The sequence below is a fragment of the Limnobacter litoralis genome (assembly GCF_030160455.1).
Lineage (GTDB): Bacteria > Pseudomonadota > Gammaproteobacteria > Burkholderiales > Burkholderiaceae_B > Limnobacter > Limnobacter litoralis.
Map to the genome: position 1 here is coordinate 19,490 of NZ_BSOJ01000009.1, position 22,538 is coordinate 42,027.

Consider the following 22,538-nt stretch of genomic DNA (forward strand, 5'->3'; position numbering starts at 1 on the left):
GAAGGCTTGTAAAAGCGGGGTCGTCACTCCCGCGTCGCTTTGCTTATATTAGTCCTGAATTGTGGTGACAAAGTCAAGTACCGCCTGTGCGTGACCCGGTACCTTTACCCCGCGCCATTCTTGAACAAGAACACCTTTCCTGTTGATTACAAAGGTACTTCTTTCAACGCCGCGCACCTGTTTGCCGTACATGTTTTTCATTTTCATGACGTCGAAAAGCAGGCACAGCGCCTCGTCGGGGTCCGAAATCAATTCAAATGGGAAAGCCATTTTGGCTTTGAAGTTTTGGTGTGACTTCAGGGAATCTCTGGACACCCCTACCACCACAGCCCCTGCCTTCGAAAACTGGTCGTGCAAATCACGGAAGTTTTCGCCTTCAGTGGTGCAACCAGGAGTGTTGTCTTTGGGGTAAAAGTAAATAACGACCACTTTGCCCTTGTGGGCGGTCAGATCAAATTCACCATGTGTGGCAGTCGCTTTGAACGGGCTTACTACTTTTCCGATTTCAACTGTCATGGGCTTACTCCTCAGGTTTGATCAACTCGATTGAGTATAACCAAAGCTGCCTTGCAAAAAGCCCGGCAGGTCTTATGATCGCGCCAAAAGTGCCACGCCAACCACGATTACGCCGATGGCAAGCCAGCGTTGAAGGCTCACGGTTTCACCCAGGAAATACTGGGCTGCGAAGGCATTTACGACGTAACCAATCGACAGCATGGGGTAGGCCAAACTGACTTCAGTTCTGGACAAGGCCATCAGCCAGACCAGCAATGAAAACCCGTAACAAAACAGCCCCAGAATCATCGGCCACTGCAAGAACAGCGCGGACATGGCACTCAGGCTGAGCGCGCTGGATGCTTCGATTACACCCACCTTGTTGGTGGCCATTTTCAGCAGAAACTGGGCGCAGGCATTCAGGCCAACACCGGTTAAAATCAAAGCAAGCGCGACAGGGGTCATGGGGTCAGTTCTTCAGATCAGAATGGCGGCAACCACGTGGCGGCCTTCACCAACCAGAATGTTATAGGTGCGGCAGGCCGCCTGGGTGTCCATGTATTCAACCGGGCAGTTTTTTTGTGCAAAAAAGCGGCGAATGTCTGCGCTTGGAAACACCTGTTTCGCGCCGGTGCCGATAATCAGGACTTCGGTGTCTTCCGGCCTGGTGCTGTAGAGCCATTCGAACATCCCGGTGGAAAGGTCGAGAGAGGCATTTTCCCACTGCGTGACCGGCAAATTGGTGCCGAAAACAACGCTGTGCGCGTGCTTTTTTCCGTTGATAACCACGCCTTCACTGTCGTAGCTTTGAACAATGTGTTGGCCGTCGATGATTTCTGGTTGGAATTTCATTGAAAACTCGTACTTCTATGGCCATTCTGCTTGGCAGAGTATGGCCGGAAAGGTTAAATTAACAGGCTTCGCTAATTGTTTAGCACAACCCCATTTTACAGGTCACTATGAAGCCCATTCTCAAATCTGCCAAACTGGCCAACGTTTGTTATGACATTCGTGGACCCGTGATGCAGCGAGCGCGTCAGCTCGAAGAGGAAGGGCATCGCATCCTGAAGCTTAACATCGGAAACCTGGCCCCTTTTGGTTTCGAAGCGCCCGATGAGGTTCGCCAGGACGTGATCAAGAATCTGGGTGAAGCGTCCGGCTACAGCGACAGCAAAGGCATGTTTGCTGCGCGCAAAGCCATTATGCATTATTGCCAGCAAAAGCAGATTCAGGGCGTCACGCTGGATGACATCATTGTTGGCAATGGCGTCAGCGAATTGATCGTCATGAGCATGCAGGGCCTGCTAAACAACGGTGATGAGGTGTTGTTGCCCGCGCCCGACTACCCTTTGTGGACCGCCGCGGTCAGCATCTCGGGTGGGCGACCACGTCATTATCTGTGTGACGAGCAATCGGATTGGTACCCTGATCTGGATCACATGCGATCGCTCATCAACGAGAAGACCAAGGCAATGGTCATCATCAACCCGAATAACCCGACGGGCGCGCTCTATCCTGAATCGGTGCTGCGCGAGATTATTCAAATTGCGCGCGAACATCAGCTGATTATTTTTGCTGACGAAATTTACGACAAGGTGCTCTACGACGGCGCTGAGCACACGTCCATCGCTTCACTGGCCGATGACGTGCTGTTCATCACCATGAATGGTCTATCCAAGAACTACCGTGCCTGCGGTTATCGTGCGGGCTGGATGGTGATTTCCGGTGACAAGCGTCATGCCACAGATTACATCGACGGTCTCGGTATCATGGCCTCCATGCGTTTGTGTGCCAACGTACCGGGGCAGTTTGCCATTCAGACATCGCTGGGTGGGTATCAAAGCATCAACGACTTGGTGGGCCCCAACGGTCGTTTGACTCGCCAACGCAATCTGGCCTACGACATGATGACCTCCATTCCGGGGGTGAGTTGCGTCAAACCCAAGGCGGCCTTGTATCTGTTTCCAAAACTGGATGCCAAGCTTTATCCAATCGAAAATGACCAGAAATTCATTCTGGAATTGTTGGAAGCGCAGAAAGTCCTTGTGGTTCAGGGCACGGGCTTCAATTGGCCCACTCCGGATCATTTTCGGGTCGTTTTTCTACCTAACACCGACGATTTGACCGATGCGATGGGTAGAATTGCACGATTCCTCGAAACCTACCGAAAAAAACACGCAAGCTGAATTTGGCTTGTGCAATCAAGCAGATATTGAAATGACCAAACCTTTGAAAGTAGCCCTGGTGGGCCTGGGTACCGTCGGTGGCGGTACTTTTTCCGTTTTGAAAGACAACGCGGCTGAAATTGAGAGGCGCGTTGGATTTCCAATCCAAATTGCCGTGGTGGCTGACCTCAATGCCGAACGTGCAAGGCAGGTGGCCGGCGAGGGCGTTGACATTTCAAGCGATGCGTTCGAGGTGGTGAACAGACCCGACGTGGATGTGGTGGTTGAGCTGATTGGCGGTTACACAGTGGCCAAGCAACTGGTCCTGGCGGCCATCGCCGCCGGCAAGCATGTGGTCACAGCTAACAAGGCATTGCTGGCCGTGCATGGTGAAGAAATTTTTGCAGCAGCAGAAAAGAACCACGTGATGGTGGGCTTTGAAGCGGCAGTGGCTGGGGGAATTCCAATCATCAAGGCCATCAAGGAAGGATTGGCGGCCAACCAGATCGAATATGTGGCTGGCATCATCAATGGCACCTGCAACTTTATCCTTTCCGAGATGCGCGACAAAGGGCTGCCGTTTGCCGAGGTTCTCAGCCAGGCTCAGGCCTTGGGGTATGCTGAAGCAGACCCCACATTCGACATTGAAGGTGTTGACGCCGCCCACAAAATCACCTTGTTGAGTGCCTTGGCGTTCGGCATTCCCGTTCAGTTTGACAAAGCCTACATCGAGGGCATCACCAAGCTGACCAAGGAAGACATCGAGTTTGCAGAGCAGTTGGGTTACCGCGTTAAATTGCTGGGCATCACACGCCGAACCGACAAAGGGGTGGAGTTGCGCGTGCACCCAACATTGATTCCGGCCAAACGCCTGATCGCCAACGTAGAAGGCGTGATGAATGCCGTACTGGTCAAGGCCAATGCGGTTGGCCCCACCTTGTACTACGGTGCGGGTGCCGGCAGTTTGCCCACCGCGTCTGCGGTCGTTGCTGACATTATCGAAATTGCGCGTGCCAGCCAGGTACCCTTGGAAAGCAGGGTTCCCGTCATGGCCTTCAAAACCTCCGGGGTCGATCAAAACGTGTGCATGCTGGGCATGAGCGAAGTCGTGACCGCCTTCTACCTCAGGCTGACTGTGGCAGACAAGCCGGGCGTGCTTGCTGACGTCACCCGCATTCTGGCCAACCAGAACATTTCCATCGAGGCGATGATCCAGCGTCAAGCGGAAGACGAGTCCGGTCAGGCAGACATTGTGTTGTTGACTCACCGCTGTATTGAAGGCGACTTCAACGCTGCCATGGTTGAAATTGAGGCGCTGGACGCAGTGGTTGAACCCATGGTGCGTGTGCGAGTTGAGGATCTGAGCTGATGAAATACTTGAGTAGTCGTGGCGGCATGTCGCCGCAAGGCTTTTCTGAAATTTTGCTGGAAGGTCTCGCACCCGATGGCGGTCTGGCGGTGCCAGAGCAATATCCGCAGGTCAGTCACGCACAGTTGCAGGCCTGGAAAAATTTAAGCTACGCCGAGCTTGCCTTTGAGGTGCTGCGCAACTTTGCAACAGACATTCCTGAAGCGGATCTCAAAGCACTGACTTCCAAGACCTACACCAAGGCGGTCTATGGCACGGACGAAATTACACCGCTTCGGCCCTTGTTCGATGGCATGCAGGTTTTGGAGCTGTCCAACGGACCCACCTTGGCGTTCAAAGACATGGCCATGCAGCTGCTGGGCAATCTGTTTGAGTATCAGCTTGCCCGGGTTGGTCAGGAGCTGAATATTCTTGGCGCCACATCCGGCGACACAGGGTCTGCGGCAGAGTACGCCATGCGAGGCAAAAAGGGTGTGCGTGTGTTCATGCTGAGCCCCGCCGGAAAAATGAGTGCATTTCAGCGCGCGCAAATGTACTCGCTTCAGGACCCGAATATTTTTAACGTGGCTGTTGAGGGGCTTTTCGACGACTGCCAGGACATGGTCAAGGCTGTTTCTGAAGATCTGGAATTCAAGTCCCGCTACAAAATCGGCACCGTGAATTCAATCAACTGGGGACGGATTTCTGCCCAGGTGGTGTATTACTTCAAGTCCTACCTGAAAGCGGCCCCAACCATTGGTGACCCAGTGTCGTTTGCGGTGCCGTCGGGCAATTTCGGCAACGTGCTGGCAGGCCACATCGCGCGTCAAATGGGACTTCCCATTCGTCGCCTTGTTGTTGCCACCAACGAAAACAATGTGCTGGACGAGTTTTTCCGCACCGGTGTTTACCGGCCACGGGCTTCGGCTGAAACCTACATCACCTCCAGCCCGTCCATGGACATTTCCAAGGCGTCAAATTTCGAGCGGTTTGTGTACGATTTGGTAGGTCGCGACCCCCAAGCATTGAAGGCGCTTTGGGACACTCTGAAACGAGACGGGCAATTCGATCTGTCCGGCGACGCCCGCTTCGCTGAAGTGGAGTCCCGTTACGGATTTGTGTCGGGGTCTTCCAGTCATGCCAATCGCTTGGAGACCATCCGGGAAGTGTATGAACGCACCGGCACCTTGATTGATACCCACACGGCCGATGCAGTTAAAGTGGCCCGTCAATATGTCGAACCCGGCGTACCGATGGTCGTTCTGGAGACAGCGCTCGCAGTCAAATTTGCAGAAACCATCGAAGAGGCCACTGGGCAGATTCCGCCTGTTCCGGCCGCTTACGCAGGCATTGAAAAATTGCCGCAGCGCGTGGTTGGCATGAAGGCCAGCGTGGCAGAGATCAAGCAATTCATCGTTCAGAACACAGGCCTATAATTCTCCAAGCCCCGTCCGCAAGGCTTTGCGGGTGGGGTTTTCCTTGCTTGTCGGGGCGCGGGCTTTGTTGGACAATCAAGACAACTTAACCCCTAGCGTGTCGATTCAGCTTGATAACAACCGACGCCCCATTCGTGACCGTGAGTAACAGCAGTACCCATCCTCAGGCCGATGCCCGAAAAGGTTTGTCCGCTTTGATCGTGGATGACGAGCCCGGTATGCGTGATTTTTTGGAAAAGGCGCTGGGTTCCCGCTTTGCGAGGGTCGATGCCGCCTGCTCAGTTGAAATGGCCCAGACCCTGTTCGATCAAAACGATTATGGGACTTTGGTGCTCGACATCAGTTTGCCTGGCCAATCTGGATTGCAATGGTTGCAAGCCCTCAGACAAGGTGGGTTTGAGGGCGACGTCATCCTCATTACCGGTTTTGCAGACATGGACACCGCGATCGCGGCCCTGCGTGCTGGCGCACAAGACTTTCTGCAAAAACCCTTTCGAATTGACCAATTGTGGTACGCGCTGGATCGGGCTGCGGATCAAAATCGCTTGAAACGTGAGAACTATGTGCTTCGTCGCGCAGTCTCCAGCCTTCAGCAAAATGAAACCTTGATGATTGGCGAAAGCCCCGTCATTCGAAACCTTCGCAAAGTACTCGAGCGCGTTGCGCCCACCGATGCAACGGTTCTGGTGACCGGGGAGTCCGGCGCTGGTAAAGAAGTGATGGCCCGCACCATACACACCTTGAGCAATCGAAGTGAAAGGCCTTTTGTGCCAGTGAATTGCGCTGCCATTTCGCCCGAATTGATTGAGAGCGAACTTTTTGGTCACGTCAAGGGCGCGTTCACAGGTGCCTCCGAGAGCCACCAAGGTCTGTTTTACTACGCACAAGGCGGCACACTGTTTCTGGATGAAATCGGTGAGTTGCCCCTGTCCATGCAGACCAAGCTACTTCGTGTGCTGGAGGACCGACGGGTCAGGCCTGTGGGTTCGACTCGAGAGCTGGACGTGGATGTGCGCATTGTGGCGGCCACCAACGTCAATCTGCAGCTGGAAGTGCAACGTGGGCGCTTTCGTCAGGATCTGTATTACCGTTTGCAGGTTTTGCCGATTGAGGTGCCACCGCTGCGCACCCGTCCGGAAGACATTGAATTGCTGACTCACTATTTTGTGCGTTACTTTTCGAGAAAGCTGAACCTGGACCCGTTGAAAGTTTCCAATGAAATCATGGCTAGACTGCAGGCTTATGAGTGGCCCGGTAATGTGCGTGAATTGAAAAACTTCATCGAGCGGTCTCTGATTCTCGGATATTTTCCAAAAGAAGACCTGCCTTTGAATCTGAACCTGGATGAAAGGTCCGATTTGACCGAACAAGCAGAACAAAGCGCCTTGTCGGAATCGTTGGAAACAGTTGAACGCAACCACATCACCAAGGTGCTTGCCGCATGCAACGGCAACAAATCTGAGGCCGCACGCGTCCTGAGGATTTCCAGAAAAACACTGGAGCGCAAGTGCATCGCATGGAATCAAGACTAGGTTCACTGGGTCCCGGTCGCCTTCGCGGCGGCTTTTGGCCAAAGTGGTGGACCGTCAAAACCAAAATGGTCGTGACGGCCAGCATTCCTCTGTTGCTGTTGATTCCCGTGGTCAGTGTTCTGATCTGGTCTGCCGCACAATCCGCTTATTCAAAAATACTGATTTCCAAGGTCCAAAGCGACATGGAATTGGCCCAGCAAATTTTCCGGCAGATTCAGCAGGAGCGTTACCACGAACTGCAGGCTTGGGCCGAAAGCGCAAATCTCTACAACATTCTGGGTGAAACCAAAGGCCAATTGCCGCAGGCCACCTTGAATGGACGCGCCAAGCAATTGGGCCTGGATTATCTTCGTTTTATCAGCAAAGACGGAAAGGTGGTTTCCTCTGTGGACGATGCGCCCAAAATCAGTTTGAGCGCCGCCGAACTTCGCGACCTTGAGACCAGTACCCCAGGGGCCAGTGTCAATTTGCTGGATCACGATTCGTTGATGGCCATTTCTCCCGAATTGAGCAAGCGGGTATTGCAGCCCATCGTACCCACACGCAACGCGACGCCCGATGGCCGTACCCTTGAAAACAGGGCCATGATCATTCAATTGCTCAGTCCGGTTTATTTCAACGGCGACCTGCTGGGTTATCTGGATGGCGGAATTTTGCTCAATCACGACCTCAAGCTGGTTGACAATCTCAACGACACCATTTATCCGCCTGGCGCGCTGCTGGATGGCTCAATCGGCACTGCCACTTTGTTTCTGCAAGATGTCCGAGTGGCTACAACAGTACGCGCCAACGAAAAAGGGCGAGCTCTGGGTACACGGGTGTCGGATGTGGTGCGCCAGCGTGTACTGGGTCGTGGCGAGGTTTGGCTGGAACGTGCCTATGTCGTGAACAACTGGTACATGGCAGCCTACGCGCCAATTACGAATTCCACCGGATCACGAATCGGTATGCTGTATGTCGGTTTTCTTGAGCAGCCCTATGCAGACTTGAAGACCCATGTCGTTGTTCTTTTTCTGTTCGCGGTTTTGCTCTCGATGATCGTGGGTGCCGTGATGGTTGGGCGCTTGGCGAGTGGCATTTTCTACCCGCTTCGCCGCATGAACCACATCATGTCCAGGCAGGAAAGAGGAGATTCGGCTGCCCGCGTGGGTGAGCTGCATCGCGAAGATGAGTTTGCTGAACTGGCGTCTCACTTTGACTCTTTGCTGGATCAACTGGAAGTGCGCCGTACCCAGCTGGAGAGCCTGAACCGAGACCTTGATCGCCGGGTCCACGAACGCACGGAAGATCTTCAGCAGGCCAACCACCGACTCCATCAAGCCATCGAGCAGCTGCTCGCATCTGAGAAGCTGGCGGTGATGGGGCAGTTGACCGCTGGTATTGCCCATGAATTCAACAATCCGCTGGCCGTAATGATGGGGCACCTGGATCTCTTGCGTCTCAGCTTGACATCCGAAGAAGGGCAGCGAGAGGTTCGTCATATAGATGAGCAAATTCAAAGACTTAAGAATATAGTTCAGAAACTGCTTCAATTTTGCAGACCCGATGAGTTTGCCTCATACACCACCAGTATTGATGTGCACGACGTGATCCAGGACAGTTTGCTTTTTGCAAAATCCGATCTTGAGCGGGCCCGCGCAGGCATGAACTTCCAGTACGGTGCGACGCGGCTTGTTCAGATTAGCCGCACTGAGTTGCAGCAGATCATGGTGAATTTGTTGATCAACGCCTCGCATGCCATTGAGGCGTTCAACACAAGACACACCAAAACGCTGGGGTCGGTCTGGATACGCACCCGGGACATCGTATTGCCCGACGGTGAAGACGCTGTGTGCATCGAAGTGGAGAACAACGCGGATGCAATTGAACCCGATCAATTGAACCTGATTTTCAAGATGTTTTACACAACCAAGCAAGTGGGCAAGGGAACAGGACTCGGGTTGCCAGTCTCACGCATGCTGATTCAGCGGTTTGGTGGTGATTTGCGGGTTTACAGTCCGACGGTGCCCACCGAGGACGGCACGGAGCCACGTGGTGTTCGATTTGAAGTCATTATTCGCTGTACAGCCAGACCTTCGGCCGAAATATTGAGGGAATCTGGCCAGCGCGCCCAGGAAATTGAAAAGCAACTGTTGGAAGGAAGTCGAAGTGCCTAAAGTGTTTGGTTTTGCGGGCTACTCAGGAGTGGGAAAAACCACCCTGATTGAGCAGTTGATACCGCGTTTGATTCACAGCGGTGTCCGAGTGTCGGTGATCAAACATGCCCACCATGATTTTGACATTGACCGCCCAGGTAAAGACTCCTACCGGCATCGTGAAGCAGGTGCGCATGAAGTTTTGATCACGGCGAATCGTCGATGGGTGTTGATGCATGAGCTCAATGGCGAGCCCGAACCCAGTCTTGAAGCGCAAATTCAGCGATTGTCGCCCTGTGATCTGGTTATCGTAGAGGGCTTCAAGCGGTCTGACATTCCCAAAATCGAGATTTGGCGCGAAGCAAATGGCAAGCCTATGTTGTATCCTGAGGACAAGAACATTGTCGCAGTGGCGTGTGATGTCGAGATTGACTGTGATGGCCTGCCTTGGTTGCCTTTGAACAACCCTGACCGCATTGCCCAATTTATTTTGAACACTTTTGTGCATGATTGATTTAGACAGTTTACTAAGCAGCTTGTGGCCGATCGCCCAGGCCCGCGTGCCGGATACAGAAGTGATCCGCATTGAAGACGCGTTTGACCGGGTTCTTGCAAAGCCAGTGATTTCCGGGCTTGACGTACCCGGGCATGACAACACCTCCATGGATGGCTATGCGGTGCGGTGTGCAGACTTTCTGAGCTGTTCACAGTTTGCCGTGTCCCAACGCGTGCCGGCAGGCAGTTCACCACAACCCTTGGAGCAGGGCACCGTGGCGCGTGTTTTCACGGGTGCGCCCATTCCTGAAGGGGCCGATGCGGTGATCATGCAGGAAGAGGCAACTGTTGGAGAAGACGGCCTTGTGGCGTTTGCCAACCTGCCTAAATCGGGTCAATGGATCAGGCGCCGCGGCGAGGATATTGTTGCCGGGCAGGTGTTGGTGCCCTCGGGTACCCGCCTGAATGCATTCAAGGTCAGTTTGATCGCCTCGGTCGGGGTGCATGAGGTAGAGGTCTACAAACGGCTGAAAGTGGGCGTATTCGTCACCGGTAGTGAGTTGCAACGGCCCGGACAGCCCTTGAACCCGGGGCAGATCTTCAATTCCAATGAATACGTGTGGCGTGGCCTGCTGCGTGCAATGCATGTTGAAATCGAGAGTTTGGGCATTGTGCCTGATACGCTGAGTGCCACTTGTGACGCATTGCGTAAGCTTCATGGTTGTGACGTGGTAATCAGCTCGGGCGGTGTCTCTGTGGGTGAGGAAGACCATGTAAAGCCGGCGGTGGAATCGATGGGCACGCTGTCCAGTTGGAAAGTGGCCTCCAAACCGGGCAAGCCACTGGCTGTGGGTGAATTGAATCGTGATGATGGCAGCACTTGTCGTTTCTTCGGGCTTCCAGGTAACCCTGTGTCCAGCAGTGTGGCCTTTTTGTTGCTGGTCAAGCCTTTTATTGCTCTGATGCAGGGTCATGCTTTGGAGGCTGTGGATTGGCGTCTGCGCCTTCGTGAAAAGACCGCTGATTTTGACTGGCTGCGTCCCGACACCCGTCGCGAAGAATTCTTGAGGGTGCGGGATACTCCCCAAGGGCTGACGCTGTTTCCGAACCAGAGTTCAGGCGTGCTCACCTCCATGGACCAGTCCACGGGCCTGGTGCGACTGCCAGTGGGTAAAGTGGTCAGACGTGGCGATTCTTTGAGTTATGTGGATTTTCAGGACTTGATGCAATGACAGTGAAAGTGCGTTTTTTTGCAGGCTTTCGAGAAGCACTGGGCACCGATTGTTTGGAGATTGAGGAACCATTTTCACCAGCGACTGTGGCTGGACTTCGGCAACACTTAATCAGCAACCATGCAGGCTTTGCTCAGTTGATGGCGCTTGGTGGTCGGGTGCGTGCTGCGGTGAATCACGACATGGCTGAAGATGACACGCCAGTGGCGACCGCTGACGAAGTCGCGTTCTTTCCTCCAGTCACAGGGGGTTGAATGAAACGTTTTCGTGTGTCGGTGCAGACCGAAGACTTTGACGTGGGTGAGGCATTGAAATGGCTCCGACAGGGTTTGCCCGAAATTGGTGCATTGGCCTGTTTTGTGGGCACTGTTCGAGACATCAATGAAGGGCAGGCCGTGCGGGCGATGACCCTTGAGCATTACCCTGGAATGACCGAACGTTCACTCGAAGAGATTATTCAACAGGCGGCGTCCCGTTTCGACATTGTGTCTGCCATGATCATTCATCGCGTGGGGCCACTGAATCCAGAGGATCAGATCGTATTGGCTGCGGCTACAAGTGCGCACCGACAGCAGGCCTTTCTGGCTTGCGAGTTCCTGATGGATTACCTGAAAACGGAAGCGCCCTTTTGGAAAAAGGAAGACACACCGGCTGGCGCTCAATGGGTGGCCGCCAGAGATTCGGATGACAGCGCAAAATCAAGGTGGAATGAAGATTGATTCGCACTCTAATGGTGCATTACGCACCTTGGTGGTGCATCGCTATTTTTCCACGTTCAAAATTCCCTGCCAAATGCCGGAAATAGTCGCTTAGACAAGCTGGTACGGACTTTGCTGGAACGTTTCAAGTTGATGTAATAAAACGCTTCAGGTGTCCTTTTTAAGGACTTCGTCGTGATATCGTTTCGCCTGTCGAGTGTTTTTTTGCTCAAGAGTTTTTTGTTTTGAATATCCACCCCTAATACCAGGAGATTTGAATGGCGACCGCCCAAGATGTAATGAAGATGGTTGCGGAAAACGAAGTGAAATTTGTTGATTTCCGCTTCACCGACACCAAAGGCAAGGAACAACACGTGTCTGTGCCTGTAAAAATGTTCAATGAAGACAAATTCGAAAGCGGTCACGCATTTGACGGTTCTTCCATCGCTGGCTGGAAGGGCATTGAAGCCTCCGACATGTTGTTGATGCCAGACGCCGACACCGCTCGCATGGATCCATTCCGTGAAGAGCCGACGCTGATTCTGACCTGTGACGTTGTTGAGCCAACAGACGGCAAGGGTTACGATCGCGATCCACGTTCCATCGCACGTCGCGCTGAAGCCTACCTCAAGGCCTCCGGTCTGGGCGACACTGCTTACTTCGGTCCAGAACCCGAATTCTTCATTTTTGACAGCGTAACCTACGACGACCAGATGTCTGGCTGCTTCTTCAAGATCAAGTCTGAAGAAGCTTCATGGTCAACCGGTATCGACTACGAACACGGCAACCTGGCCCACCGTCCAACAGTGAAGGGCGGCTACTTCCCAGTGTCTCCCACAGATTCATTCCAGGACATCCGTTCCGAAATGTGTCTGCTGCTTGAACAGCAAGGCGTGCCTGTTGAAGTGCATCACCACGAAGTGGCCGGTGCAGGTCAAAACGAAATCGGTACCCTGTTTTCAACCCTGACCAAGCGTGCTGACTGGACCCAGATCCTGAAGTACACCGTCTGGAACGTGGCTGCCAGCTATGGCAAGACAGCCACCTTCATGCCCAAGCCAATGTGGGGCGACAACGGTTCAGGCATGCACGTTCACCAGTCAGTCTGGAAAGACGGCGTCAACCTGTTTGCAGGCAACGGCTACGCTGGCCTGTCTGATTTCGCCCTGTACTACATCGGCGGTATCATCAAGCACGCGCGCGCCCTGAACGCCATTACCAACCCGTCAACCAACTCCTACAAGCGTTTGGTGCCCGGTTTTGAAGCGCCCGTCAAGCTGGCCTACTCAGCCAAAAACCGTTCCGCTTCAATCCGCATTCCTCACGTGGCCAATCCAAAAGGCCGTCGTATCGAGGCGCGTTTCCCAGACCCCATGGCCAACCCATACCTGGCATTCTCTGCCCTGTTGATGGCTGGTCTGGACGGCGTTCAAAACAAGATTCATCCTGGTGAAGCCGCCACGAAGAACCTGTACGATCTGCCACCCGAAGAAGACGCAAAGATCCCAACAGTGTGCCACAGCCTCGAACAGGCGCTGGAATCACTGGAAAACGATCACGAGTTCCTGACTCGCGGTGGTGTATTTAGCAAGGAAATGATCGAGTCTTACATCGCTTTGAAGATGGAAGAAGTCCAGCGCATGCGCATGACTCCACACCCGATCGAATACGACATGTACTACGGTCTGTAAATCGAGGCAGGTGCCCTTTGGGTAACTGATCACGGCCCTGCCTCGGCGGGGCCGTTTTTCATGGAGAAATCTACTCCGTTGGGATTAACCCGCCCTTTGCAGGTGGGATGCTCACCTCCGCCGATGCAGTATGATTGGCAGGTCTTTGAGCTTGATCGGAATTGCAATGTTTCGCTTATCGAATTTGAACGCGCCGGCGCTTTGTTGTTGGACTGGTTTGGTGCTCGTTAGCGCCTGCAATTCAGCATTGGCAGGAACAGAAATGTATGTGTGCACCGGCAAGGACGGAGTGCGTACCTATCAGAATAGCGATGGTGGGGCTGGCTGTGTGCCCTTGAACCTCAATCCCATTACGGTGGTGCCAAGTCCGCCCTCCAGGCCCTTGAACAAGCCACAGTCGGCAGTCCGGTCCGGCACAGGTTCTGGTGACGCGAAGTACGATCAGTCCAATGATTACTTGAGTTACGATGCAAAAGCTGACAGGTTGAAGATCCTCCAGGAAGAACTTCGTCTGGAAGAGTCGAAGCTTGATGGTTTGAAAAATGAATACAAAGACGGTCATCCTGATCGCTTGGGCAGTGAACGGAATTACCAGAAGTATTTGGATCGCACTGCGCAGTTGAAGGATCAGATCAGTGCAAGTCAGGAAAACATTTCGGTCATCAAAAAAGAAATCGAGCGAATGCAAAAATAAGTGCTCGTTGATTTACAAGGGCAGTTTGGAGGCAATTTGATCAAGGAAAGATTTCAGGGGCTGGAATTGTTGGCCACTGCTGTGGTGGTCAGCGACTTCCAGGGCACTGTGCTGTTCGCCAATCTGGCAGCAGAAAGTCTGCTTGAAGTCTCTAGGCGAAGCGTCGATGGCCACTCCATGGCCGCACTTTTTGTGGAGGCCGGTCAATTTGGCGAATTTCTGGCCAAGGCCGCCAAAGATCCGTTTGGGATCAAGCGACAGGTTTTTGAACTGGTTCGTCCCAATGGCTCCTCTGAACATGTACACGTCACCTTGTCGTGCCCTGACGCCAATGAAAACATCACCCTCATCGAGCTTCGAGAAATTGAGCAGCAGCTGAAAATCGACCGTGAAGCGAGAATGCTTGATCAGTCGATCGCCAACAAAGAGCTGATACGCAATTTGGCCCACGAGATCAAGAACCCTTTGGGCGGCATTCGCGGAGCGGCACAATTGCTGGAAATTGAGCTGCCTTCTCCCGATCTCAAGGAGTACACGCAAGTCATCATCAAAGAATCTGATCGTCTGCAAACCCTGGTGGATCGACTGCTTGCGCCACATCGCCGCCCACACATTGTGGCACTCATGAATATTCATGAGGTGTGTGAGCGAGTGCGTTCCGTGATTTTGGCGGAGCATCGAAAAGGTCTCCGCATTGTGCGGGACTATGACATTTCCATCCCGGAGTTCATGGGTGACCTTGAACAGTTGATTCAGGCTGTACTCAATGTGGTGCGAAATGCAGCCCAAGCTTTGAGTGCTCACATCGCCGATGGCACAGCTGAAATCATTTTACGCACCAGAGTGGTGCGAAGAGTTACTATAAACCGCAAGCAACACAAGCTGGCATTAGACTTGCAAGTGGTAGACAACGGACCTGGAATTCCTGCAGACATCCTGGAAAGAATTTTCTTCCCTCTGGTCTCTGGAAGAGAAGGAGGAAGCGGTCTCGGTCTCACGCTGGCTCAGACTTTCGTTCAGCAGCATGAGGGCATTATTGAATGCAGCTCTCAGCCGGGTCGTACCATTTTTAAAATAACATTGCCTATTCAGTTGGAGGAGCATTCCGGCTGAATGCACCTCAAAAGGAAAACAACTGAATGCGTCCAATCTGGATAGTTGATGACGACCAATCCATAAGGTGGGTACTGCAAAAAGCAGTCTCGCGTGAAGGCATTCCCTGTGAAATGTTCTCCAATGCCTCGGAGGTACTGGATCGACTGCAGTATGAAACCCCGCAAGTGTTGGTGTCCGACATTCGCATGCCCGGAAAAAGTGGCCTTGAGTTGCTGAACGTGGTGCGAGAGAAGTGCCCGGACTTGCCCGTCATCATCATGACTGCGTATTCCGATCTGGACAGCGCTGTGTCCGCTTTTCAGGGGGGGGCGTTCGAGTACCTGCCCAAGCCCTTTGACATCGAAAACGCGCTGGAACTGATTCTTCGTGCTGTCAGGGAGTCTCAAACCGAAGAGTTTACTGAGGACGTCGACACGGGGACACCGGAAATTCTCGGTCAAGCCCCCGCCATGCAAGAAGTCTTTCGGGCGATTGGTCGGCTTTCCCAGTCGAATGTCACCGTTTTGATTACGGGTGAATCCGGTTCTGGCAAAGAGCTGGTTGCGCGTGCCCTGCATCGCCACAGTCCGCGCGTTTCCCAGCCTTTCATTGCATTGAACACGGCAGCCATTCCCAAAGACCTGCTTGAATCCGAGTTGTTCGGTCACGAGCGTGGTTCCTTTACAGGTGCGCAGACCCAGCGGCGTGGCCGTTTTGAACAGGCCGAGGGCGGCACCCTGTTTCTGGATGAAATCGGCGACATGCCTGCTGAGTTGCAGACACGCCTGTTGCGTGTGTTGTCCGACGGGCATTTTTACAGGGTCGGTGGGCAGCAACCCATCAAGGCCAATGTACGCGTGATTGCCGCCACGCATCAGAATCTGGATGAACGCGTGAGGCAGGGCCTGTTCCGTGAAGATCTGTATCACCGTCTCAATGTGATTCGCCTTCGTTTGCCCCCCTTGCGGGAAAGACTCGAAGACGTGCCACTGTTGAGCAAGCATTTTTTGGGCAGTTCGGCCCGAGAATTGGGCGTTGAACCCAAACGTCTTTCTGCGTCCGCCCTGGCTCAGCTCTGTGCATTTCATTACCCCGGCAACGTACGTCAATTGGAAAACATTTGTCGCTGGATCACGGTCATGGCCCCCGCCCAAATGGTAGAGGCTCGTGATCTGCCCGCAGAGGTGCGCAGTTCAAGCACTCCAGTGGCCAGTGTAGCCGTAGAAACCTCAAGTCCGTCGCTTGTGGAGCACAGTCTGGAGCCTGTCGCTGAATCGACTTCATCGTTCAACCCTGAGACTCCAACGCGTTTGCCGAATTTGCATCAACCCGGTGAAGCCGCGTGGTCTGTGCCTGCCGGTGTTTTTCAGGCTGCGTCAGACTGGTCTGAACTGTTGTCCACTGAGGCAGCAAAGGCGCTGGCTGAAGGGCGTCCGAATGTGATGGATGAACTGACAGCCCAATTTGAAACCATCATGATTCAAACTGCTTTAAAAGCCACTCATGGCAAGCGGATAGAGGCTGCCCAGAGGTTGGGTATCGGTCGCAACACCATCACCCGGAAAATTCAGGAACTGAAAATTGATGTGTCAGACCTCGATTAATGAGGTCTGACTTTTGAGAAACCAGGGTGGCACCTCTTACTGGTCAGCCACCTTGAACTTGGACAGAATCTGCGACAGTTCCTGAGCCACACCGCTTAAGCCGGCTACGGCGTTGGCTGCTCTTCTGGCCATTTCCAGATTTGACTCAGACAGGTGAGACACCACATCGACTTGGCTACCGATGCTTGAGGATGCAGAGTTTTGTTCCACCAATGCCTCATGAATGTTTTCGACGGATCGAGCCACGGCGTTGGATTCATCGGTGATTTGGTGCATGGCATGGCCCGCACGATCCACCAGTTCAACGCCTTTTTCAACACTGTCCACCGCCGTGCCCATGTTTTCCTCGGCCACGGTCGAGCTGTTCTGAATGGCTTCAATCATGCCCGCAATGTCGTCTGTGGACTGGCGAGTGCGCTCAGCCAGTCTCCGAACTTCGTCTGCCACCACGGAGAACCCGCGACCCTGTTCACCCGCGCGCGCTGCCTCAATGGCGGCGTTCAGTGCCAGCAGATTGGTTTGTTCAGCAATGTCTTTGATGATCTTGGCAATTTCCGAAATTTCGCGAGATTGTTCACCCAGCTGGCGGATCACCCCTGAGGTGTTTTGGACGCTGCTGGAAATCTTGTTCATCTGCTCGGTGGCCGAGGTGATGGCACTCAGCCCTTCTGTTGCCAGGGAGCGGGCCTGACGGCTTACTTCTTTGGCGTGATTGGCTGATTCGCCCACGCTGCTGATGGAGGAATGCATTTCTTCCACGGCGGAGGCCATGCTGCTTGCAGCATCGCTTTCCTGAGCCGCACCACGGGTCAGTTCTTCGCTGGTTTGCACCAAATCACCTGAGGCGCTTTGAACCTGCAGGTTACTGCGTTTGACTGCGCTCAAAGCAGATTCCATGTTTTCTGCCATGCGGTTCATGCCACGTGCAAGCAGTGAAAATTCGTTTTTCGTTTGCCCGGTACCCTGGGTCAGTCTGTCCTCAGCGCGGGCGGTGAGATCACCATTTCCCAGTCTAAGGGCGAGTGCAGTCAATCCTTTCATGGAGCCCGTCAATTTGACGGTGGCGAAGTACAGTAGCACCGGCAGAAGAAGTGCAGCAGCAAGTCCCATGGCGATCAGGAAGCCGGTCATCTTGTAAATCGGTGCATAAATTTCCGATTCCACGGCGGGTGCCACCACGGTGACGCCGCCCCAAGAGGGTGTCCGCTGAAATGACATCAACTCGGTCCGTGTTTTTCCAGTGGTGGCATCGTGCCATTTCAATTCTTGATAGCCACTGTCTTCATTGGCAATGCGGTTCAGGAAGTCCTGCAGCGCGGTGTCCTTGGCGGCCAGTGTTTTCAGGTCATCCTTGCCCAGCTTGTTGTGGAACATGATTTCGCCGAGATTCAAAGGAGCGGTGCGAATGACATAGGGCACGCCAGTCTGCCCGATGTGTGTGTTCAAAATGGAATTTTGCAGTTTGCCGATCACATTGGTGATGTCGAAACCCACGAACAAGATGAGGTCATAGTCACCAGAGGCGCTTTTGATCGGTACATATTTGGTCATGTATTTTTTGCCGAACAGCGTGGCCTCGCCCAGGTAGGGCTTTCCATCCAGAAAACTTTGATAGCCCGGGTGTTTTTTGCCCAGAAAGGTACCGACAGCACGATCGCCGTTTTCCTTTTTCAAGCTGGTGGAGACGCGCAGAAAATCATCACCCACCTTTGCAAACACAGTGGCCACACCGCCACCGGTTACTTTAGAGAATTGATCAACCAGATTGAAGTTGCCGGTAATGTCCTGGCCATTCAAAGTCACCATGGGAGCTTGCACGCTGCCGACCGTCACGGACTTGTTTGGGTTAATTTGCAACTGCCCCTTGAACCAGGACTCAAACAATTCAGACAATTTGCCAGTGGAGTCCTCAGACAGGTTGTATGAAACGTCCAGCAGGTCTGCAAGCCCTTTGGCTTGAGAGGAAATGTTGTTTTTGGTGTTACTGATGGCCCGCTGCGAGGTAAACCACGCGGTGGCAAGGGTTAGGCAAAGCACGATAACAAACACGAGTGCTGCGCTTGCCAGGCTAATTTGTTTGGCCAATGGAAGGTGTTTGAGGTTCATTGCGTCTCTCGCAGAAAGGGAGTTTACATCACCCTTGATTTTGACTTTCTTTGACAAGAGCAATCCCCCGAACAAGCGGGGATTCACGCCTCAATTACCTGCAATCTTAAATACTTAGCGTGGCCACGGCAGGCGCGTGGTCGGAGGGTTTCTCCCACTTTCGAGGGGTTCTATCGATTTTGCTGGCGGTGCAATTTGATTTGAGCGCATCTGAAATCAGGACATGATCAATTCTCAGGCCACGGTTTTTCTGAAATCCCCGTTGCCGGTAATCCCACCATGAAAAAGTTTTGTCAGCCTGTTCAAACAGTCTGAAGGAGTCGTGTAGTCCGAGAGACAGCAGCTTTTCAAAGCGGCTTCGTTCATCTTCTGAGCAAAGTACCTGATCCTTCCATGCTGCTGGATCATGCACGTCGCGATCATCCGGTGCGATGTTGAAGTCGCCCACCAGAGCCAGTTTGGGGTTGGATGACAACCATTGTGCGCAGTCTGCAATCAGTGCGTCCAGCCAGGCCTTTTTGTACTCAAATTTGTCAGAGCCCACTTCTGAACCGTTGACCACATAAGCACTGACAAAGCGGAAGTCGCCAAAAGAGGCACCGATGACCCTTTTCTGCTCATCAGGAAAGGAGGGCAGATTCACGGTGACATCGGAAGGTGTCGGCATGGTGGCTTTTTTGTAAAGAATGGCCACTCCGTTGTAGGTTTTTTGTCCAGCGAAAACAGCCCCGTAACCTGCTTCTTCCAGCGCATCCACAGGAAAAACATTGTCAGTCATCTTGAGCTCTTGCAAGCCGATCAGGTCAACCGGGTTGTTTTGTAGCCATTGCAGCAGATGCGGCAGACGAACCTTGAGTGAATTGACATTCCAGGTTGCAATGTCGATGAGGTTTGTCATGCTCAATGGGTCTCCAGGGAGTCAACTGACATGCCAGTGTGTCGCAACAGTGCATCCACAGAGGGGTCACGACCACGAAAGGCCCTGAACGAATCCGCCGCCGGTCTGCTTCCCCCCACGGATAAAATCTCTTTGAGGAATTTTTCGCCAGTGGCCGGATTGTCAATGCCGGTCTCTTCGAAGAGACTGAACGCGTCAGAGGACAGTACCTCAGCCCATTTGTAGCTGTAGTAGCCAGCGGCGTAGCCTCCGGCAAAAATGTGGGAGAACGAATGGGGAAAGCGATTGTAAGCCGGTGGAAAAACGACGCTGACGTCTTTTCTCACGTCTGCCAGCACGTCCATCACGGTGCGGTTGGAGTCGGGGTCAAGCTCGGTGTGAATGAGCATGTCGAACAGGGAGAATTCAATCTGCCGAATGGTCATCATGCCGCTTTGGAAGTTTTTGGCGGCCACCATTTTCTCGAACAGGGCCTTCGGCATGGGTTTGCCGGTTTCCTCGTGCGCCGTCAGTGATTCCACCACTGACCATTCCCAGGCGAAGTTTTCCATGAATTGAGAGGGCAGTTCCACTGCGTCCCATTCAACGCCATTGATGCCAGAAACATCCAGTTCATCCACGTGGGTCAGCATGTGATGAATGCCATGACCAAATTCGTGGAAGAGGGTTTGGACATCGTCGTGGGACAACTGTGCTGACTTGCCTTCAGCAGGCTTGGTGTAATTGCAAGTGAGGTAAGCCACCGGTGTCTGGATACCTTTTTGCGTGCGGCGTCGACCCCGGGCATCGTCCATCCATGCACCAGACCGCTTGCTGTTGCGCGCGTAGGGGTCAAGGTAGAACGAGGCAATGGTCTCGTCTTTTTTCTTCACCTCAAAAAACCGAACGTCTTGATGCCAGACTTGCGCCTTGGCGGCTTCAATTTTGACTCCAAACAGCTTTTCAGTCAGAGAGAACAGACCTTGAAGTACGCGATCTTCCTGAAAGTACTGACGCACCTCAAGGTCTGAAAAAGCGTATTTCCGCTCTTTCAGTTTTTCAGACACGTAGGTCATGTCCCAGGCTTTCAGCTCCGTTATGCTCATTTCAGTGCGGGCAAATTCGCGAAGTTCCGCCACATCCCGTTCGGCGAAGGGCTTGGCCTTGGTCGCCAGCTCGCGCAAAAACTGAATCACTTCTTCCGGGCTGTTGGCCATTTTTGGCACCAGGCTTAAGTCACCAAAGTGCCGATACCCCAGCATTTTGGCTTCTTCGAGTCGAAGGGCCAGTGTTTCCTTGATCAACGCGGTGTTGTCGAGTTCCGCAGGACCGAATTCAGACGCGCGTTTTGCATAGGCCTCGTAAAGCGTTTCGCGAAGGCGCGCATTGTCTGCGTATTGCAGCACTGGAAAATAAGACGGGAACTGCAGGGTGAATTTGAATCCTGTTTTGCCTTCTGATTTGGCCAATTCACGCGCCGCTTCCACCGCATAAGCCGGAATTCCGGCCAGTTCGGATTCGTCGGCCACCAGCAATTCAAATGCATTGGTTGCATCCAGCACATTTTCGGAAAACTTCGATGCAAGCGCTGCCTGCTTTTCCTGGATTTCACTGAATCGCGGCTTCTGGTCCTCTGGCAGTTCGGCTCCGCCCAGTTTGAAGCCCCTCAATGTGTTTTCGATGACCTTTTTGCGAGCGAGTGAAAACTGGGCTGATTCGGCGCTGGCAGAAATGGCCTTGTAGATGTCGTACAGGCGAGTGTCCTGGCCAAGGTCGCTCCAGAATTCGGTGATTTTGGGCAAGCATTGGTTGTAGGCCTCACGCAGCGCTTCACTGTCGGCAACCGAATGAAGGTGTGAAACCACGCCCCAAGCCCTGGAAAGCTGCTCAGTGGCGAGGTCCAAGGGCTCAATCGTTTTTTCCCAGGTGGCATTGTCGGGAGGTGTGTTGGCTGTGGCCTCCAATTGGGCTCTTGCACGCTCCAGAAGGTGGTCAATGGCTGGCACAACATGTTCTGTCTTGATTTCCTCAAATCGAGGCAATCCGGAAAAGTCGAGCAATGGATTATTCATGCACGCTCCTGTTCGATGGATCTTTGAACGGCTTCCAAGGTGTTTTGAAGCAGCATGGTGATTGTCATCGGGCCTACACCGCCAGGCACTGGTGTGATCCAGCCAGCCACTTCTTTGGCGGATTCGAAGTCCACATCACCACAGAGTTTCCCGTTGTCAAGGCGGTTAATGCCCACGTCAATCACCACCGCTCCCGGTTTGATCATGTCGCCAGTGATCATGTTGGGTCGACCCACCGCCACTACCAGCACATCGGCGCGTTTGCAATGCGCTTTCAGATCGCGCGTTTTGCTGTTGCAGAGGGTGACTGTCGCCCCTTGCTGCAGCAGCAACATGGCTTGCGGTTTGCCCACAATGTTGCTTGCCCCAATGACCACAGCCTCGGCCCCGCGCAGGTTTACACCGGTCAGTTCGAGCATTTTCATAACGCCATAAGGCGTGCACGGAATGAACTGGGGTTTGCCAGTCATCAGCATGCCTGCATTGGACACATGGAAACCGTCTACATCTTTCTCGCTGGCGATTGATTCGATCACCAGGTGCGAATCAAGGTGCGCAGGCAAGGGCAGTTGCACGAGAATGCCGTGCACCGCAGGGTCTTCGTTCAGACGGTGAACCAGCTCAAGCAATTCGGCCTGAGTGGTGTCTGCCGCAAGCTGGTGCATGCTGGAATTGAAGCCCGCCTTCTTGCAGGCCTCCACTTTGTTGCGAACGTACACTTGAGAGGCCGGGTCTTCGCCTACTAGAACCACGGCCAAGCCGGGCTGGTGGCCCAAGGCCGTTAAGCGCGCCGCCTCTTGGCTAATGGACTCTCGAAGGCTTGCGGCAAGCTGCGTACCGCTGATCAGTTGTGCTGTCATTGA

At 53.4% G+C, this 22,538-nt stretch carries 20 protein-coding genes; 13 read left to right on the forward strand and 7 right to left on the reverse strand.

What is annotated here, in order from left to right:
• Positions 1-48 precede the first annotated feature (48 nt).
• The 3 genes from QQJ87_RS04260 to QQJ87_RS04270 all read right to left on the reverse strand — a co-directional run bounded on the left by QQJ87_RS04260 (position 49) and on the right by QQJ87_RS04270 (position 1,347).
• A complete protein-coding gene (locus tag QQJ87_RS04260; RefSeq protein WP_284280180.1) occupies positions 49-516 on the reverse strand; it encodes a peroxiredoxin in 468 nt (155 codons plus the stop codon).
• Positions 517-588: 72 nt separating this feature from the next.
• The gene (locus tag QQJ87_RS04265; RefSeq protein ID WP_284280181.1) at positions 589-960 is read right to left on the reverse strand and encodes an SMR family transporter; all 372 of its coding nucleotides are present in this window, start codon (positions 958-960) and stop codon (positions 589-591) included.
• 12 nt (positions 961-972) lie between these two features.
• A complete protein-coding gene (locus QQJ87_RS04270) occupies positions 973-1,347 on the reverse strand; it encodes an Mth938-like domain-containing protein (RefSeq protein WP_284280183.1) in 375 nt (124 codons plus the stop codon).
• Between the two features lie 107 nt (positions 1,348-1,454).
• Here QQJ87_RS04270 and QQJ87_RS04275 point away from each other — a divergent pair, with 107 nt between their 5' ends.
• From QQJ87_RS04275 to ntrC, 13 genes are all read left to right on the forward strand, one after another.
• On the forward strand, positions 1,455-2,681 hold the full coding sequence (locus QQJ87_RS04275; protein WP_284280184.1) for a pyridoxal phosphate-dependent aminotransferase: 1,227 nt from the start codon (positions 1,455-1,457) through the stop codon (positions 2,679-2,681).
• A 31-nt stretch (positions 2,682-2,712) separates the two neighbouring features.
• A complete protein-coding gene (locus tag QQJ87_RS04280; protein ID WP_284280185.1) occupies positions 2,713-4,029 on the forward strand; it encodes a homoserine dehydrogenase in 1,317 nt (438 codons plus the stop codon).
• On the forward strand, positions 4,029-5,444 hold the full coding sequence (gene thrC / locus QQJ87_RS04285) for a threonine synthase (RefSeq protein ID WP_284280187.1): 1,416 nt from the start codon (positions 4,029-4,031) through the stop codon (positions 5,442-5,444). The genes QQJ87_RS04280 and thrC overlap by 1 nt, the downstream gene beginning before the upstream one ends.
• A gap of 140 nt (positions 5,445-5,584) precedes the next feature.
• Positions 5,585-6,976 (forward strand): sigma-54-dependent transcriptional regulator, encoded by a 1,392-nt coding sequence (locus tag QQJ87_RS04290; protein ID WP_284280188.1) that lies wholly within the window; start codon positions 5,585-5,587, stop codon positions 6,974-6,976.
• Positions 6,961-9,132 (forward strand): sensor histidine kinase, encoded by a 2,172-nt coding sequence (locus QQJ87_RS04295; protein WP_284280189.1) that lies wholly within the window; start codon positions 6,961-6,963, stop codon positions 9,130-9,132. Before QQJ87_RS04290 ends, QQJ87_RS04295 begins: the two co-directional genes overlap by 16 nt.
• Entirely contained in the window at positions 9,125-9,625 is a 501-nt protein-coding gene (gene mobB / locus QQJ87_RS04300) for a molybdopterin-guanine dinucleotide biosynthesis protein B (protein ID WP_284280190.1), read from the forward strand. The genes QQJ87_RS04295 and mobB overlap by 8 nt, the downstream gene beginning before the upstream one ends.
• The gene (locus tag QQJ87_RS04305; protein WP_284280191.1) at positions 9,618-10,838 is read left to right on the forward strand and encodes a molybdopterin molybdotransferase MoeA; all 1,221 of its coding nucleotides are present in this window, start codon (positions 9,618-9,620) and stop codon (positions 10,836-10,838) included. Before mobB ends, QQJ87_RS04305 begins: the two co-directional genes overlap by 8 nt.
• A complete protein-coding gene (gene moaD, locus QQJ87_RS04310; protein ID WP_284280193.1) occupies positions 10,835-11,092 on the forward strand; it encodes a molybdopterin converting factor subunit 1 in 258 nt (85 codons plus the stop codon). The genes QQJ87_RS04305 and moaD overlap by 4 nt, the downstream gene beginning before the upstream one ends.
• Entirely contained in the window at positions 11,093-11,557 is a 465-nt protein-coding gene (gene moaE / locus QQJ87_RS04315; protein ID WP_284280194.1) for a molybdopterin synthase catalytic subunit MoaE, read from the forward strand.
• Positions 11,558-11,814: 257 nt separating this feature from the next.
• Positions 11,815-13,227: a type I glutamate--ammonia ligase gene (gene glnA / locus QQJ87_RS04320; RefSeq protein ID WP_284280195.1), complete on the forward strand. Its 1,413-nt coding sequence runs from the start codon at positions 11,815-11,817 to the stop codon at positions 13,225-13,227.
• Between the two features lie 262 nt (positions 13,228-13,489).
• Entirely contained in the window at positions 13,490-13,921 is a 432-nt protein-coding gene (locus QQJ87_RS04325; protein ID WP_284280196.1) for a DUF4124 domain-containing protein, read from the forward strand.
• A gap of 36 nt (positions 13,922-13,957) precedes the next feature.
• Positions 13,958-15,034: a nitrogen regulation protein NR(II) gene (gene glnL, locus QQJ87_RS04330; protein ID WP_284280197.1), complete on the forward strand. Its 1,077-nt coding sequence runs from the start codon at positions 13,958-13,960 to the stop codon at positions 15,032-15,034.
• 26 nt (positions 15,035-15,060) lie between these two features.
• Positions 15,061-16,620, forward strand: coding sequence for a nitrogen regulation protein NR(I) (ntrC, locus tag QQJ87_RS04335; RefSeq protein ID WP_284280199.1), 1,560 nt, complete (start codon positions 15,061-15,063; stop codon positions 16,618-16,620).
• Between the two features lie 36 nt (positions 16,621-16,656).
• Here the strand turns inward: ntrC and QQJ87_RS04340 are convergent, their stop codons facing one another.
• From QQJ87_RS04340 to folD, 4 genes are all read right to left on the reverse strand, one after another.
• A complete protein-coding gene (locus tag QQJ87_RS04340; protein ID WP_284280200.1) occupies positions 16,657-18,726 on the reverse strand; it encodes a methyl-accepting chemotaxis protein in 2,070 nt (689 codons plus the stop codon).
• 106 nt (positions 18,727-18,832) lie between these two features.
• Complete coding sequence (gene xth, locus QQJ87_RS04345; RefSeq protein WP_284280201.1) at positions 18,833-19,624, reverse strand: exodeoxyribonuclease III; 792 nt, start codon at positions 19,622-19,624, stop codon at positions 18,833-18,835.
• A 2-nt stretch (positions 19,625-19,626) separates the two neighbouring features.
• Complete coding sequence (locus tag QQJ87_RS04350) at positions 19,627-21,675, reverse strand: M3 family metallopeptidase (RefSeq protein ID WP_284280202.1); 2,049 nt, start codon at positions 21,673-21,675, stop codon at positions 19,627-19,629.
• A complete protein-coding gene (folD, locus tag QQJ87_RS04355; RefSeq protein WP_284280203.1) occupies positions 21,672-22,535 on the reverse strand; it encodes a bifunctional methylenetetrahydrofolate dehydrogenase/methenyltetrahydrofolate cyclohydrolase FolD in 864 nt (287 codons plus the stop codon). Before folD ends, QQJ87_RS04350 begins: the two co-directional genes overlap by 4 nt.
• Positions 22,536-22,538: the final 3 nt, after the last annotated feature.